This window comes from Enterobacter sp. 342 (assembly GCF_036663495.1).
GTDB lineage: Bacteria > Pseudomonadota > Gammaproteobacteria > Enterobacterales > Enterobacteriaceae > Enterobacter.
The window spans coordinates 1-14,709 of record NZ_JAWUEI010000031.1; the positions used below are offsets into that span (position 1 = coordinate 1).

Annotated in this window: 14 protein-coding genes; 5 read left to right on the forward strand and 9 right to left on the reverse strand. The window is 54.5% G+C overall.

The features are described from left to right. Nucleotides 1-311 precede the first annotated feature (311 nt). Both V6E55_RS19975 and V6E55_RS19980 read left to right on the forward strand, forming a co-directional pair. Nucleotides 312-626, forward strand: coding sequence for an RcnB family protein (locus tag V6E55_RS19975; RefSeq protein ID WP_316943753.1), 315 nt, complete (start codon nucleotides 312-314; stop codon nucleotides 624-626). Continuing rightward, nucleotides 577-1,056, forward strand: a complete 480-nt coding sequence (locus V6E55_RS19980; RefSeq protein ID WP_316943754.1) for a GNAT family N-acetyltransferase — start codon at nucleotides 577-579, stop codon at nucleotides 1,054-1,056. Before V6E55_RS19975 ends, V6E55_RS19980 begins: the two co-directional genes overlap by 50 nt. 93 nt (nucleotides 1,057-1,149) lie before the next feature. On the opposite strand, the gene apbC is transcribed toward V6E55_RS19980, so the two are convergent. Next, nucleotides 1,150-2,259: an iron-sulfur cluster carrier protein ApbC gene (gene apbC / locus V6E55_RS19985; protein ID WP_316943755.1), complete on the reverse strand. Its 1,110-nt coding sequence runs from the start codon at nucleotides 2,257-2,259 to the stop codon at nucleotides 1,150-1,152. 137 nt (nucleotides 2,260-2,396) lie between these two features. Here apbC and metG point away from each other — a divergent pair, with 137 nt between their 5' ends. After that, entirely contained in the window at nucleotides 2,397-4,430 is a 2,034-nt protein-coding gene (gene metG, locus V6E55_RS19990; RefSeq protein ID WP_129995370.1) for a methionine--tRNA ligase, read from the forward strand. A 31-nt stretch (nucleotides 4,431-4,461) separates the two neighbouring features. Here the strand turns inward: metG and V6E55_RS19995 are convergent, their stop codons facing one another. From V6E55_RS19995 to V6E55_RS20005, 3 genes are read right to left on the reverse strand one after another with little or no spacing between them, the layout of a single operon-like run. Beyond that, nucleotides 4,462-4,932: a DUF1456 family protein gene (locus V6E55_RS19995; RefSeq protein WP_114977728.1), complete on the reverse strand. Its 471-nt coding sequence runs from the start codon at nucleotides 4,930-4,932 to the stop codon at nucleotides 4,462-4,464. Nucleotides 4,933-4,978: 46 nt separating this feature from the next. Then, entirely contained in the window at nucleotides 4,979-5,698 is a 720-nt protein-coding gene (btsR, locus tag V6E55_RS20000; protein ID WP_114977727.1) for a two-component system response regulator BtsR, read from the reverse strand. Then, entirely contained in the window at nucleotides 5,692-7,377 is a 1,686-nt protein-coding gene (locus V6E55_RS20005) for a sensor histidine kinase (protein ID WP_114977726.1), read from the reverse strand. The genes btsR and V6E55_RS20005 overlap by 7 nt, the downstream gene beginning before the upstream one ends. A gap of 217 nt (nucleotides 7,378-7,594) precedes the next feature. On the opposite strand from V6E55_RS20005, the gene mlrA reads away from it, so the two are divergent. After that, entirely contained in the window at nucleotides 7,595-8,335 is a 741-nt protein-coding gene (gene mlrA / locus V6E55_RS20010; RefSeq protein WP_316943756.1) for an HTH-type transcriptional regulator MlrA, read from the forward strand. Nucleotides 8,336-8,404: 69 nt separating this feature from the next. Beyond that, a complete protein-coding gene (locus V6E55_RS20015) occupies nucleotides 8,405-8,518 on the forward strand; it encodes a protein YohO (protein ID WP_008500895.1) in 114 nt (37 codons plus the stop codon). On the opposite strand, the gene V6E55_RS20020 is transcribed toward V6E55_RS20015, so the two are convergent. The 5 genes from V6E55_RS20020 to bglX all read right to left on the reverse strand — a co-directional run bounded on the left by V6E55_RS20020 (nucleotide 8,493) and on the right by bglX (nucleotide 14,687). Continuing rightward, complete coding sequence (locus tag V6E55_RS20020; protein ID WP_316943757.1) at nucleotides 8,493-9,230, reverse strand: ABC transporter permease; 738 nt, start codon at nucleotides 9,228-9,230, stop codon at nucleotides 8,493-8,495. The two genes, V6E55_RS20015 and V6E55_RS20020, sit on opposite strands and share 26 nt — an antisense overlap. Beyond that, on the reverse strand, nucleotides 9,214-10,164 hold the full coding sequence (locus tag V6E55_RS20025) for an ABC transporter ATP-binding protein (protein ID WP_316943758.1): 951 nt from the start codon (nucleotides 10,162-10,164) through the stop codon (nucleotides 9,214-9,216). The genes V6E55_RS20020 and V6E55_RS20025 overlap by 17 nt, the downstream gene beginning before the upstream one ends. After that, complete coding sequence (locus tag V6E55_RS20030; protein WP_316943759.1) at nucleotides 10,157-11,314, reverse strand: ABC transporter permease; 1,158 nt, start codon at nucleotides 11,312-11,314, stop codon at nucleotides 10,157-10,159. The genes V6E55_RS20025 and V6E55_RS20030 overlap by 8 nt, the downstream gene beginning before the upstream one ends. A gap of 11 nt (nucleotides 11,315-11,325) precedes the next feature. Then, nucleotides 11,326-12,243, reverse strand: coding sequence for a glycine betaine ABC transporter substrate-binding protein OsmF (gene osmF / locus V6E55_RS20035; protein ID WP_316943760.1), 918 nt, complete (start codon nucleotides 12,241-12,243; stop codon nucleotides 11,326-11,328). A gap of 146 nt (nucleotides 12,244-12,389) precedes the next feature. Beyond that, nucleotides 12,390-14,687 (reverse strand): beta-glucosidase BglX, encoded by a 2,298-nt coding sequence (gene bglX, locus V6E55_RS20040; RefSeq protein ID WP_316943761.1) that lies wholly within the window; start codon nucleotides 14,685-14,687, stop codon nucleotides 12,390-12,392. Between the last annotated feature and the right edge of the window lie 22 nt (nucleotides 14,688-14,709).

Sequence of the window (14,709 nt, forward strand, 5' to 3'; positions counted from 1 at the left end):
CTCATGATGTCCCTCTGGGATGCGCTCCGGATGAATATGATGATCTCATATCAGGAACTTGTTCGCACCTTCCTTAGAGCAATTTCCTATTTTCAGAATTAATTAAAAAACACATTGCTGCAATGAATTAATCTTAGGAAATATCATTCATAAACAAAATGGTATTAACCGTTTGATCTACACAAAACCGTCCACTTTTGTTACATTTTTTTTCTAACAGGGTCTGCTGGGATACTTAGAATAGGCTGTCTGCCACATCGTCATCACAACAGCAGGCTGAGAGTATCAGTAACGGTTTAAGTGGAGAAAAAATGGTTAAGCGTAAATTGCTGCTTCTGGGTGTCTTACTGTCTCTGGCGGGATCTGCATTCGCAGCACCATCCGGCATCAAGGCCTATGAAGAACAAGAGTTCATTGCTGATTTCACGAAGTTCAAAATTGGCGATACCGCACCTGCGCAGTATCAAACGCCCGAGTACACCATCAAACAGTACCAGTTGCGTAACCTCCCGGCACCGGATGCCGGTACACACTGGACCTATATGGGCGAGAATTACGTCCTGATCGGTGATGCTGATGGCAAGATCTACAAAGCCTATAACGGAGATATCTTCTATCATCGCTGATTCGATCCTGATTCGCCCGTGGCAGGAGAGCGATCGCCCTTTCCTGCGCACGCTCTACCTGCATGCCCGCCGGGAAGCCTGGCCATGGCTGGACAATTCTCAGTGGCAGTTGGAAGACTTTGATGCAGCAACCCGCGACGAAGTGATTTGGGTCGCTGTTCAGAACGGTCATCGTCTGGGTTTTGCTTCGGTCTGGACGAACGATAATTTTCTGCACAATCTGTTTGTTGACCCGCAGTACCAGAGCTTTGGGGTCGGACACTTGCTCCTTGAGCAGGTGCAGAAGACGTTTACCAGCACAGGGTCGCTGAAGTGTCTGGAGAAGAATTCGCGGGCTATTGCGTTTTACCAGCGACACGGCTGGCACATTGAGTCGAAGGGAAATTCTCCGGACGGAGAGTACTATCTGATGCATTTCCTGCTTGGGTAAAGTCAGGTGGCGCTACGCTTACCTGACCTACAAAACCGTATTTCGTAGGCCGGGAAAGGCGAAGCCGCCACCCGGCAATTCAGAGCTGGGAACTTACACCGCGCGGAACGCGATTTCGCCCGGTATCACTTCACCCTGCCAGTAGAGCTGCGCTGCAACGCGCCCCGCCAGTTGGCGATACATCTCAGCAAATTCGCTGTCCGGACGGCTGACAACCGTCGGTTTTCCGCTGTCGAGATCCTCACGCAGAGTGATATGCAGCGGCATCTGACCCAGCAGTTGGGTGTGATATTTCGCGGCCAGTTTTTCTGCCCCACCCGTACCAAAGATCGGTTCGTGGTGACCGCAGTTGCTGCAGATGTGTGTGCTCATGTTCTCAACAATACCGAGCACCGGCACTTCCACTTTCTCGAACATCACGATGCCTTTTTTGGCGTCGATCAGCGCGATATCCTGCGGCGTGGTCACCACAACCGCTCCCGTGACCGGAATGTTTTGCGCCAGCGTCAGCTGAATATCACCGGTACCCGGTGGCATATCCAGCACCAGATAATCCAGATCCGGCCACATCGTCTCCTGCAGCATCTGCATCAGCGCTTTGCTGGCCATTGGGCCACGCCAGACCATGGCGTTATCATCGGTGACCAGATACCCAATGGAGTTAGTCGCCAGACCGTGAGCCATGATGGGTGCCATGTGAGTGCCATCCGGCGAGGTTGGACGCTGGTTTTCCGCCCCCAGCATGTTTGGAATAGAAGGCCCGTAGATATCGGCATCCAGAATACCGACCTTTGCCCCTTCTGCCGCCAGCGCCAGCGCCAGGTTAACCGCGGTAGAAGATTTACCTACCCCGCCTTTGCCTGAACTCACGGCAATAATGTTTTTCACACCGTTCACGCCCGGCTGGTTTTTCACCCGCTTCAGGGTAGCGATGCTGTGGGTCAGCTTCCAGTCAATCGCTTTTGCACCGGTAATACGCAGCAGTTCAGAGCTGGTTTGCTCTTTCAACGAGTCAAATGCGCTGCTCCAGACAAACGGCATCTGCAACTCAATGTGCAGGGTATCGTCCAGCCAGGCGACGTGGTGCAACGCTTTCAGCGTCGTAAGATTATGTTTCAGGGTTGGATGCTGAAAGTTAGCCAGCGTCCCGGCGACCATTGCTCGTAAGGCTTCCGGTGATTTGGCCTGGGATTGAGAACTCATCCCGACTCCTTTGTTCTTGTGAATAAGACCTTAGATGAACAAGTTTACCTGAAAGGCCGTGGTTTGTGCTTACTTAATAATGCCCCTTTTGGTAATATCAAAAACCCTTTTCACAGTTAAAAGAAGTAATGCCTACTATGACTCAAGTCGCGAAGAAAATTCTGGTAACGTGCGCACTGCCGTACGCCAACGGCTCAATCCACCTCGGCCACATGCTGGAGCATATCCAGGCTGATGTCTGGGTCCGTTACCAGCGAATGCGCGGCCACGAGGTTAATTTCATCTGTGCGGACGATGCCCACGGCACGCCTATCATGCTGAAAGCTCAGCAACTGGGGATTTCCCCTGAGCAGATGATTACCGAAATGAGTCAGGAGCATCAGACTGATTTTGCTGGCTTTGACATCAGCTATGATAACTATCACTCCACGCACAGCGACGAAAACCGTGAGCTGTCGGAGCTGATCTACACACGTCTGAAAGAGAACGGTTTTATTAAAAACCGCACCATCTCTCAGCTGTACGACCCGGAAAAAGGCATGTTCCTGCCGGACCGTTTCGTCAAAGGCACCTGTCCGAAGTGTAAATCCCCGGATCAGTACGGCGATAACTGCGAAGTGTGCGGCGCGACCTACAGCCCGACCGAGCTTATCGAGCCGAAATCCGTGGTGTCCGGCGCAACACCTGTGATGCGTGACTCCGAACACTTCTTCTTCGACCTGCCATCCTTCAGCGAAATGCTGCAGGCGTGGACCCGCAGCGGCGCGCTGCAGGAGCAGGTGGCGAACAAGATGCAGGAGTGGTTCGAGTCCGGTCTGCAGCAGTGGGATATCTCCCGTGATGCGCCGTACTTCGGTTTCGAAATTCCGAATGCACCGGGTAAATATTTCTACGTCTGGCTGGATGCGCCAATCGGCTATATGGGCTCCTTCAAGAACCTGTGCGACAAACGTGGCGATACCGTCAGCTTCGACGAATACTGGAAGAAAGATTCCACAGCCGAGCTTTATCACTTCATCGGTAAAGACATCGTCTACTTCCACAGTCTGTTCTGGCCGGCGATGCTGGAAGGCAGCAACTTCCGCAAGCCAACTAACCTGTTCGTACACGGCTACGTGACGGTAAACGGCGCGAAGATGTCCAAGTCCCGCGGGACGTTCATTAAAGCCAGCACCTGGCTGAACCACTTCGATGCGGACAGCCTGCGCTACTACTACACCGCGAAACTCTCTTCCCGTATCGACGATATCGACCTGAATCTGGAAGATTTCGTACAGCGCGTGAACGCCGACATCGTCAACAAAGTGGTGAACCTGGCATCCCGTAACGCGGGCTTTATCGCGAAGCGTTTTGACGGCGTGATGGCGGCCGAACTGGCTGACCCAGCCCTGTACAAAACCTTCACCGATGCCGCTGCGACTATTGGCGAAGCGTGGGAAGCACGTGAGTTCGGTAAAGCCGTGCGTGAAATCATGGCGCTGGCAGACCTGGCTAACCGCTACGTGGATGAACAGGCTCCATGGGTGGTGGCGAAACAGGAAGGCCGTGATGCAGATTTGCAGGCTATCTGCTCAATGGGTATCAACCTGTTCCGCGTGCTGATGACGTACCTGAAGCCGGTTCTGCCACAGCTTGCTGCACGTGCAGAAACGTTCCTGAACACTGAACTGACCTGGGATGCGATTGCTCAGCCGCTGCTCAGCCATAAAGTGAACACCTTCAAGGCGCTGTATAACCGCATTGAAATGAAACAGGTTGAAGCCCTGGTTGAAGCCTCTAAAGAAGAAGTGAAAGCCGCTGCGGCTCCAGTCACCGGCCCGCTGGCTGACGACCCGATTCAGGACACCATCACTTTTGATGACTTCGCGAAAGTCGATCTGCGCGTGGCGCTGATTGAAAACGCAGAGTTTGTGGATGGTTCCGATAAACTGCTGCGTCTGACACTGGATCTGGGCGGCGAGAAACGTAACGTCTTCTCGGGTATTCGTTCCGCGTATCCTGACCCGCAGGTGCTGATTGGCCGCCAGACGGTCATGGTCGCAAACCTGGCACCACGCAAAATGCGCTTCGGCATCTCTGAAGGGATGGTGATGGCCGCAGGCCCTGGCGGAAAAGATATCTTCCTGTTAAGTCCTGACGAAGGCGCAAAACCGGGACAGCAGGTGAAATAACAAAAAAGCCGGAGATTATCTCCGGCTTTTTTTATGGTTTCGCGCTGTGTATGCGATTCGTCAGCCCACGCAAGAAATAGCGCATAAACTGGTCGCCGCACTCGCGATAGTTCTTATGGTCCGGTGCACGCATCATGGCTGTTATCTCTGGCATCGACACGCGGAATTTCTGCTCGGTCATGATCGCCAGGATATCGTCAGTCTTCAGTGAAAACGCAATACGCAGCTTTTTCAGCACCGTATTGTTGTTTACGCGACGCTCCAGCGCCAGCTCTGGCGCAGACTCATCTTTACCGCGCTTGTCGTAGATCAGACCATTCAGGAAGCCAGACAGAATAATGTCCGGGCAGCGGACAAACCCCTCTTCGTCTTCTTTGGTCATCCAGATATCAAAACCAGACGACGTGGACTCCATGTCGGAGAGCGCAAGAATGCGCACCATGTCGTTATTATTCGCTTTCAGGGTGTAGCGCAGGCTACGGAGTATATCGTTACTGAGCATAGAGCCTTCGAATGTCGATGATGCAATGGCGCGCAGTGTACCAGCTTTACAGGCCAATCGCCTCTTTCAAACTTTTCAGGTAGCGACGACTAACGGGCACCGTTTGCCCTGCGCGCAGCACCAGTTCTGCCTGACCGTTATCTTCCAGGCGGATCTCTTTCAGGTGCGCCATGTTCACCAGATACTGGCGATGGCAGCGAATGAGCGGCGTGCGGCTCTCCAGCGTCCGCAAGGTCAGCTCGGTAAACCCTTCATTTCCTTCCGCACTGGTAACAAATACGCCGCTCAGACGGCTGCTGACAAACGCCACATCATCCATCTGCAAAAGATAAATCCGGCTGTGTCCGGTACAGGGAATAAACTTCAGCGGCTGCTGGTTCTCGGGCAACAGCGTGACATCCTGAACGGTACGCTCCTGGCGTAATCGGGTCAGGGTCTTTTCCAGCCGCTTCTCTTCAATCGGCTTGAGTAAATAATCAAACGCGTGCTCCTCAAAGGCTTTAACGGCATATTCGTCAAACGCAGTCAGAAACACGATGTAGGGACGATGCTCCGGATCAAGCATCCCGACCATCTCCAGCCCGCTAATTCGGGGCATCTGAATGTCGAGGAACAACACGTCCGGGCGCAGTTTGTGGACAGCACCAATAGCCTCAATGGCGTTCGAACACTCACCCACAATCTCAATATCAGGCTGCTCCTGCAGCAGGACGCGCAGGTTTTCCCGTGCCAGCGGCTCATCATCCACAATCAGCACTCTTAGCATGCGTTTTCCTCCAGCGGCAGTCGTACGGTAATACGGGTGAATCGGTCTGGTTCACAGGCGACGGTGATGCCGCAGTCATCGCCAAAATGGGCACGCAGACGTTTATCCACCAGACTCATGCCTAAACCCCCTGAGGCGGAAGGCTGGTAAAGCCCGGCGTTATCTTCGATATCGAGCACCAGATGATGATTAAAACGACTGGCGGAAATAGTGACCTCCCCGATACCCAGAAGCTGTGAGGTACCGTGTTTGATGGCATTTTCTACAATAGGCTGCAGGGTAAAAGCAGGAAGATGTTGATGGGCCAGCTCATCCGGGACGGAGAGCGACACCTGCAGGCGCGACTGGAAACGTGCCTGCTCAATCTGCAGATAAGCATTAACGTGCTCAATCTCATCGGCCAGGGTCACGATCTCAGAGGGACGCTTCAGGTTCTTACGGAAAAAGGTCGACAAAAACTGCACCAGCTGCGCGGCCTGATCGCTGTCGCGACGGATAACCGCTTTCAGCGTATTAAGGGCATTAAACAGGAAGTGCGGGTTCACCTGGGCATGCAGGAGTTTAATCTCTGACTGGGTCAACAACGCCTTCTGGCGCTCATACTGCCCGGCCAGGATCTGTGCGGAAAGCAACTGGGCTATCCCCTCCCCCAGCGTGCGGTTGATTGAACTGAACAGGCGATTTTTCGCTTCATACAGTTTGATGGTACCCATCACTCTCTGGTTTTCTCCGCGCAACGGAATGACCAGCGTAGAACCCAGTTTGCACTGCGGATGCAGCGAACAGCGATAAGGCACTTCGTTACCGTCGGCATAAACCACTTCGCCGGTTTCAATGGCGCGCAACGTATAGGCTGATGAGATGGGTTTACCAGGCAAATGGTGATCATCCCCGGTACCGGTAAAGGCCAGCAGCCGCTCACGGTCGGTTATCGCCACGGCACCGATATCCAGCTCTTTATAGAGAACCAGCGCAACCTTCATGCTGTTTTCTTCGTTAAAGCCCTGGCGCAGTATCCCTTCCGTCGACGCGGCAACCTTCAGCGCTGTTGCGGAAAACGCCGAGGTGTACTTCTCAAACATGGCACGTTTATCGAGCAAAATGCGCATAAACAGCGCCGCACCCACGGTGTTGGTCACCATCATCGGGGCGGCAATACTGTTCACCAGATGAAGTGCATCCTCAAATGGGCGGGCGATCAGCAAAATGATCGCCATCTGTGCCATTTCGGCGACAAAGGTAATCGCACCTGCGGTCAGTGGGCTGAAGACTTTATCCGGACGGCCACGTTTGATCAGGTAGCTATGCACCAGGCCACCGAGCAGCCCTTCTACGATCGTGGAGATCATGCAACTGAGTGCCGTCATCCCGCCCATGGAATAGCGATGCAGGCCACCCGTTAAACCGACAAGACCACCGACGACGGGACCGCCAAGCAATCCCCCCATCACCGCGCCGATAGCGCGTGTATTAGCAATAGAGTCTTCGATATGGAGGCCAAACCAGGTCCCCATAATGCAGAATATGGAAAATACGACGTAGCAGAGGAATTTGTGCGGCAGACGGACAGTGACTTGCATCAGCGGAATAAACAGGCGCGTTTTACTCATCAGCCAGGCAATGACAAGGAACACGCACATCTGCTGAAGCAACAGCAGCACCAGATTAAACTCGTACATACTCAAAACCGCACACGCTAAAAACGCGTAACATACACTGATAAGGGGTTACTTTCTTTGAAGCACCCCAAAAAAGCGCAAAATCGTGTCCGTTATCACACCTTTTTCTGAATATCGCGCATGCTTCGCAATGTTTGTTCAAAAATCAATCAATCCTTCCTGGTTCGGCAAAGTGGGTCTACATTTAAACTGGGAAAGCGTGAGCCAGGGGGCGAATATGGCGCTTTACACAATAGGTGAAGTAGCACTCCTTTGTGATATCAATCCCGTTACTCTACGGGCGTGGCAACGGCGGTATGGATTACTCAAGCCGCAAAGAACAGATGGCGGACATCGCCTTTTCAACGATGCCGATATCGACCGGATCCGTGAGATTAAAAGCTGGATCGACAACGGTGTGCAGGTTGGCAAAGTAAAGTCGCTGCTTTGCCAGGACGATCCTGACACACAGCACCTCTGGCGCGAACAACAGGAAACCCTGCTAAGACTTCTGCAGGCAGGCAACCTGCAGCGCCTGCGTACATGGATAAAAGAGCAAGGGCGCGATTATCCGGCACAAACACTGATCACACATCTTTTCATTCCGCTTCGCCGTCGTCTGCAGTGCCAGCAGTCCACCCTGCAGGCGTTGCTCAGTATGCTTGATGGTGTGCTTATCAACTACATTGCCGTCTGCCTTGCCTCCGCCAAGAACAAGGCCGGGAAAGATGCGCTGGTGGTCGGCTGGAACGTACACGATACCACCCGCCTGTGGCTGGAGGCATGGATTGCAACGCAAAAGGGCTGGCGCGTGGATGTCCTTGCGCATTCGCTGGCGCAGCTGCGGCCCGAATTTTTCGATGGTCAGACTCTGCTGGTCTGGTGTGGCGAAGTGCCATCCGCCTCGCAGCAACAGTTGCTGACGGAATGGCGTGAACATGGTTACCCGGTTTATTCACTTGGCCCGGATGAACCGTAACGGCATTTAATGGTTCATTAACAGCTGCGCTTCACCGTATAATTGTTCCGTTAACAACAGGAGCAGATGATGAAGGCAACCAAACTGGCCATTATTACCCTTTTTGTCCTGATGGCCGTAAGCGGTATCGGTGGCGTGATGCTGGCAGGATATTCGTTTATTGTTCGCGGCGGTGTCGGCTGAGGTGCAGCGCCAGCCGCTCAAAAACACGATCGACGACGATTGCCGCCAGCGCAACCAGCACCGCCCCCTGCACAATATAGGCCGTATTAAACCCGCTTAAGCCGATAATAATCGGCGTTCCCAGCGTATTGGCTCCTACCGTCGAAGCAATTGTTGCCGTTCCGATGTTGATAATCACCGACGTGCGGATCCCGGTAATAATCACAGGTGCGGCTAACGGCAATTCAACCTTACGTAGTTGCTGCCCACGACTCATCCCCATCCCTTCAGCCACACTCAATACAGACGCAGGTACTGCCGCGATACCCGCCAGCGTGCCCTGCAGAATGGGCAATACGCCATATAAAATCAGCGCAATAATTGCCGGCTGCTGACCAAAGCCCATGACCGGAACCGCTATCGCCAGCACCGCCACCGGTGGAAACGTCTGACCAATGGCCGCTATCGTCTCAACCAGCGGACGAAATTCCCGGCCTGCTGGCCGTGTCACCGCAATGCCAGCCCCCACTCCCAGCACAACAGCAATAGCGCTTGAGAGGGCCACCAGCCAGAGATGTGCCAGAGCAAGATTAATAAAGCTCTCCTGCTGATAGACCGGTCGTGGCAGCCCAGGAAAAAGGGTGCTGAACAGCGCCGCGCTGTGTGGCATCAGAAACAGTAAGGCGACAAAGATGGCTACCAGCCAGAGAAGCGGATCACGCAGTGTCTTCACGTATCACCTCCCCAGCCAGCAGATCGCGAAAATGCAAAGCACCACACGGCGCACCGAGGGCGTCCGCAACAGGTAGCACCTCACACTGACCTGCAACAAACGCGGAGAGCGCATCCCGCAGGCTCATCTGCTCCTGCAACGGTTCACCACCCACAGCCGCATCTTCCCGACGCATATAGTCGCTGACCGTCCGCAGAGAGAGCAGCCTGACCCCCAGTTCACTACGGCCAAAAAACTCACGCACAAAATCACTTTTCGGGTGGCTTAACAGTTCGAGCGGGGTCCCCTGCTGAACCACTTCGCCGTGATCCATCAACACCAGATGGTCGGCCAGACGCAGGGCTTCATCAATATCGTGTGTCACGAGAACGATCGTGCGTCCGAGAATGCGGTGAATACGGGTCATTTCCGCCTGTAGCGCCCCGCGCGTGACCGGGTCAAGCGCACCAAAGGGTTCATCCATCAACAATACCTGTGGGTTGGCCGCCAGGGCGCGCGCTACCCCCACTCGCTGCTGCTGTCCCCCGGAAAGCTGGTGCGGATAGCGATCACGCAGTGCGGGCTCTAACCCCAGCAAAGACATCAGTTCATCAACCCTGTCAGCTATTTTTGCCCGCGACCACTTCTCCAGTTGCAGTACGGTGGCAATGTTCTGCGCCACTGTCCAGTGAGGAAACAGGCCTATCGACTGAATGGCATATCCCATCCGGCGACGCAATTCCAGCACCGGCAGGCTGCGGATCTCCTCTCCGGCAAAGCGGATCAAACCGCTATCATGCTCAACCAGACGATTGATCATCTTCAGGGTGGTGGATTTTCCCGAGCCAGAGGTACCTATCAGCACGGAAAACGCACCCTCGGCAAAGTTCAGGTTCAGGTGGCTTGCCGCCGGGCGTCCCGCAAAAGTTTTACTAACATCATGAAATTCAATCATTGGCTCTTCTCCTGAGCAGCGCGAGCCATAAGGCAAACAGCGCGTCGACGACAACCGCCAGCGCAATCGTGGGAACCACGCCTAATAGCACCAGATCCAGGGCACTACTCAGCAGCCCCTGGAATACCAGCGCGCCAAAACCGCCCGCCCCAATCAGCGCCGCAATGACCGCCATGCCGACGGTCTGAACCGCCACTACCCGCAGGCTACGCAGCAGCAGGGGCAGTGCCAGCGGTAGCTGTATCTGCCAGAAACATTGTCGCGTGCTCATCCCCATCGCATGGGCGCTTTCCAGCACATCCGGGGCGACCTGGCTTAAGCCCGCAACCACACCACGCACCAGCGGCAACAGTGCATACAACACCAGCGCGATCAGGGCGGGGGTTAATCCCGTTCCGGCTATACCTATTGTTCCCAACACAGGAAATGACTTCACCAGCCCGGCCAGGGGGGCAATCAGCAGACCAAATAGCGCAACGGAAGGGATAGTCTGGATAACGTTCAGCACGGCAAAAACTCCCCCCTGACGTGAAGGATGGCGATAACACCACATGCCCAGTGGGATCCCGAGCAGGAGAGCAGGGAAGAGCGTACCGAAGAGAATGGTCAGATGTTGCGTCAGGGCATCATCAAACACCTCCTGACGGTTGGCGTACTCCTTTAACAGCGAGAGATTGTTCAGCTCGCCACTAAAAAGCAGGAGCAATGGAATAACCCATATCTGCGCATTAAGTACCCAGCGCCAGACGGACGCAGAGATGAGGCGACGTATAGCATCGCTGCAGGCGAGCAGGCACAACGCCAGCCACAGCCACAGGCCGCTCCCCACCGTCGTTCTTGCCAGCGGACTTTCCGCCGACACCATATGCGTTGCCGCAAGCCCGGCTCCCCAGAAAAGGGTGATAAAGAGCCCTTCAGAGAGCAGTAACGTCAACCATTGCGCTGTACGACCTTGCCAGAGCGATAGCGCAACCCACGCCCCCGGCGCCACCGCCAGCAACCACGGCGTAAGCGACCAGACTTCCCAGAGAGCACGCCCCTCCCCCGACATCAGGCGATTAGGGGCGACATTCACAAACGGTAACGCGACTGCTGCGATGGTCACACAGGCCAACAACAGCAGTACGCGGTTATGACATTTTATTGGCACAGCTTTTCCCGTTACTTCACAAGCCCTTGTTGTTTCAGGAAGTCGGCGGCCACTTTTTTGGCATCCAGCCCCTCGACGGCAATGCTGGCATTCAACTGTTGCAGCGTTTTTTCATCCAGTTTTTCAAAAACAGGTTTGAGCCAGTCGGCAATCTCCGGGTAGGTTTTCAGCACTGCCTCACGTACCACCGGCGTCGGGGCATAAATCGGCTGCACGCCTTTTGGATCGGACAGGGTTTGCAGACCAAGCGCTGCCACCGGACCGTCGGTACCGTAGGCCATTGCCGCGTTTACGCCAGAGGTTTGCTGTGCTGCGGCTTTGATGGTCACCGCCGTATCGCCGCCTGCCAGAGAGAGCAGTTGCGCCTGGTCAAGCTTGAAATCATAGGCTTTTTCGAACGCAGGTAGCGCATCAGGACGCTCGATAAATTCTGCCGACGCCGCAAGCTTAAAGTCGCCCTTCTCTTTCAGGTAACGGCTGAGATCCGCCAGCGAGGTCAGCTTACCTTTCTCCGCCACGTCTTTACGCACCGCGATAGTCCAGGTGTTGTTGGCCGGAGCCGGAGTCAGCCAGACCAGCTTGTTCTGTTCAGCATCGAGCTTTTTGACTTTGTCATATCCGGCTTTGGCGTTTTTCCATGCCGGATCGTTTTCATCTTTGAAGAAGAATGCCCCGTTACCGGTGTATTCCGGGTAGATATCCAGCTCACCGGAGGTAATCGCGCCGCGCACGACAGGTGTAGTGCCCAACTGGACTTTATTGACGGTTTTGACGCCGTGGCTTTCGAGCACCTGCAAAATGATATTGCCGAGCAGCGCGCCTTCGGTATCTATCTTTGAGCCCACTTTTACCGGCTCCGCTGCCTGTAACGGCAGACTTAGTGCCGCCAGCAGCACCGCAGATCCCAACATCCCCTTTGCAATCGTCATTCCGCTATCCTCATATTTTTTGCTGCCTTTTTCAGAGGCTTGAGAGAAAAGCGTAGCTTAAAACGGCGCGATTAACCGTCAAAATGACTTTTTAGCATAAGGTAAGAATCATCCCCCGCGAACGGGGGATGCAAAGGAAGGAAAGATTACAGCAGTTCGAACTCGCCTTTATTCACCCGGGCAGAATCCACGCCGATAAACACGTTGAATTTGCCAGGCTCAGCATCGTATTTCATCTGCTGATTCCAGAACTTCAGCGCGTCCACGTCAATTGGGAAGCTGATGGTTTTGGTTTCACCTGGTTTCAGGTTGACCTTTTCAAAGCCACGCAGCTGCTTCACCGGACGACTCATGGAGGCCGTCACATCCTGGACGTACATCTGGATCACCGTAGCCCCTTCGCGTTTACCGGTGTTAGTCACCTCAACACTGGCTGTCACTTTACCGTCACGCTTCAGGCTCGGGGACGACATTTTCACGTCAGAGACCTTGAAGGTGGTGTAGCTCAGGCCATAACCAAACGGATACAGCGGGCCGTTAGCTTCGTCGAAGTAACGAGACGTGTACTTGTTCGGTTTGTCGGCGTTGTACGGACGACCGGTGTTCAGATGGCTGTAGTAAACAGGGATCTGACCAACGGAGCGCGGGAAGGACATCGGCAATTTGCCCGACGGGTTATAATCGCCAAACAGTACGTCGGCAATCGCGTTACCGCCTTCGGTACCGGCGAACCAGGTTTCCAGAATGGCGTCAGCCTGCTGGTCCTCTTTTACCAGCGCCAGCGGACGACCATTCATCAACACCAGCACCAGCGGCTTGCCGGTCGCTTTCAGGGCAGCGATCAAATCGCGCTGGCTTTGCGGAATGGTGATATCAGTACGGCTGGAAGCTTCATGCGCCATCCCCTGCGCTTCTCCCACAACCGCCACAACGACATCAGACTGTTTTGCCGTCTTAACCGCTTCATCGATCATCTCTTTCGGCGTACGAGGGTCAACCTTCACCGCTTCCTCATACTGGTTGAGGAACGTCACGATGTCTTTATCGTTAGTGACGTTAGCCCCTTTGGCATAGACCACCCTGGCGTTTTCACCGACCGCGTTCTTAATACCCGTCAGCACGGTCACGGACTGGTCAGCGACGCCCGCTGCGGACCAACTCCCCATCACGTCGCGCTTGCTGTCAGCCAGCGGGCCTACCACGGCAATGGTACCGGATTTTTTCAGCGGCAGTGTGTCGAGGCGGTTCTTCAGCAGCACCAGGCTTTCACTCGCGACTTCACGCGCTTCTTTACGATGCAGGCGGCTTTCGGCGTTGGTATCTACCGGGTCAGAGTCTTTTGGCCCCAGGTGACTGTACGGATCGTTAAACAGCCCCATGTCATATTTCACGTTCAGCACGTGACGCGTGGCATCGTCCAGCTCCGCCATCGTTACCTTGCCGCTCTTCACCAGCCCCGGCAGGTATTTGCTGTAGTACTCGTCGCTCATGCTCATGTTAATGCCGGACTTGAGCGCCACGCGCACGGCATCTTCCGGATCGGATGCGGTACCGTGTTTGATCAGTTCTTTAATGGCACCGTGGTCAGAAACGGTGATGCCCTTAAAGCCCCACTGGTCGCGCAATACGTCTTTCAGCAGCCAGGAATCAGACGTCGCAGGTGTGCCGTTCAGCGAGTTCAGCGCCACCATTACCGCACCGCTGCCCGCGTCCAGACCAGCCTTGTACGGCGGCATATAATCGTTGAACAGGCGCTGCGGGCTCATATCGACGGTGTTGTACTCTTTGCCGCCCTCCACTGCACCGTAAGCGGCGAAATGCTTAACGCTGGTCATGACAGAGTAACGGTCTGCCGGGCTTTTGCCCTGCATCGCTTCCACCATGGTTTTACCCATCGTGGCGGTTAAATACGTATCTTCACCAAAGCCTTCGGACGCACGGCCCCAGCGCGGATCGCGGGAGACGTCGACCATCGGTGCCCAGGTCATATTCAGGCCATCATCTGCCGCTTCATACGCGGAAACTCGTCCCACGGTTTTCACCGCGTCGAGGTTAAAGGAGGAGGCTAAACCAAGGCTGATAGGGAAGACGGTGCGCTGACCGTGCAGCACGTCATAGGCGAAGAACAGCGGTATTTTCAGGCGACTGAGTTCCATCACCTGGTCCTGCATTTTGCGGATATCCTGACGGGTGACGGTATTAAAAATCGCCCCGACCTGACTATCCTTAATCATTTCACGGATGGCCTCTTTCGGGTTATCCGGGCCAACGCTGATAAGACGCAACTGGCCGATTTTCTCATCGACCGTCATTTTCTTGAGCAATTCCGTCACAAACGCGTCCCGGGCTTCAGGCGTAAGCGGATGATTGCCAAACAAATCCTCTGCCAGCGCGGGTTGCAGCGCCAGGCTGACGGCAACACCTACAGAACATAGCCATTTCATGTTGTTATACTCTCTCATCAAT

Excerpts from the sequence above, each read along its gene's own strand:
- V6E55_RS19975 (WP_316943753.1), top strand. The coding sequence starts at position 312 with ATGGTTAAGCGTAAATTGCTGCTTCTGGGTGTCTTACTGTCTCTGGCG.
- V6E55_RS19980 (WP_316943754.1), top strand. The coding sequence starts at position 577 with ATGGCAAGATCTACAAAGCCTATAACGGAGATATCTTCTATCATCGCT.
- apbC (WP_316943755.1), bottom strand. The coding sequence starts at position 2,259 with ATGAGTTCTCAATCCCAGGCCAAATCACCGGAAGCCTTACGAGCAATG.
- metG (WP_129995370.1), top strand. The coding sequence starts at position 2,397 with ATGACTCAAGTCGCGAAGAAAATTCTGGTAACGTGCGCACTGCCGTAC.
- V6E55_RS19995 (WP_114977728.1), bottom strand. The coding sequence starts at position 4,932 with ATGCTCAGTAACGATATACTCCGTAGCCTGCGCTACACCCTGAAAGCG.
- btsR (WP_114977727.1), bottom strand. The coding sequence starts at position 5,698 with ATGCTAAGAGTGCTGATTGTGGATGATGAGCCGCTGGCACGGGAAAAC.
- V6E55_RS20005 (WP_114977726.1), bottom strand. The coding sequence starts at position 7,377 with ATGTACGAGTTTAATCTGGTGCTGCTGTTGCTTCAGCAGATGTGCGTG.
- mlrA (WP_316943756.1), top strand. The coding sequence starts at position 7,595 with ATGGCGCTTTACACAATAGGTGAAGTAGCACTCCTTTGTGATATCAAT.
- V6E55_RS20015 (WP_008500895.1), top strand. The coding sequence starts at position 8,405 with ATGAAGGCAACCAAACTGGCCATTATTACCCTTTTTGTCCTGATGGCC.
- V6E55_RS20025 (WP_316943758.1), bottom strand. The coding sequence starts at position 10,164 with ATGATTGAATTTCATGATGTTAGTAAAACTTTTGCGGGACGCCCGGCG.
- osmF (WP_316943760.1), bottom strand. The coding sequence starts at position 12,243 with ATGACGATTGCAAAGGGGATGTTGGGATCTGCGGTGCTGCTGGCGGCA.
- bglX (WP_316943761.1), bottom strand. The coding sequence starts at position 14,687 with ATGAAATGGCTATGTTCTGTAGGTGTTGCCGTCAGCCTGGCGCTGCAA.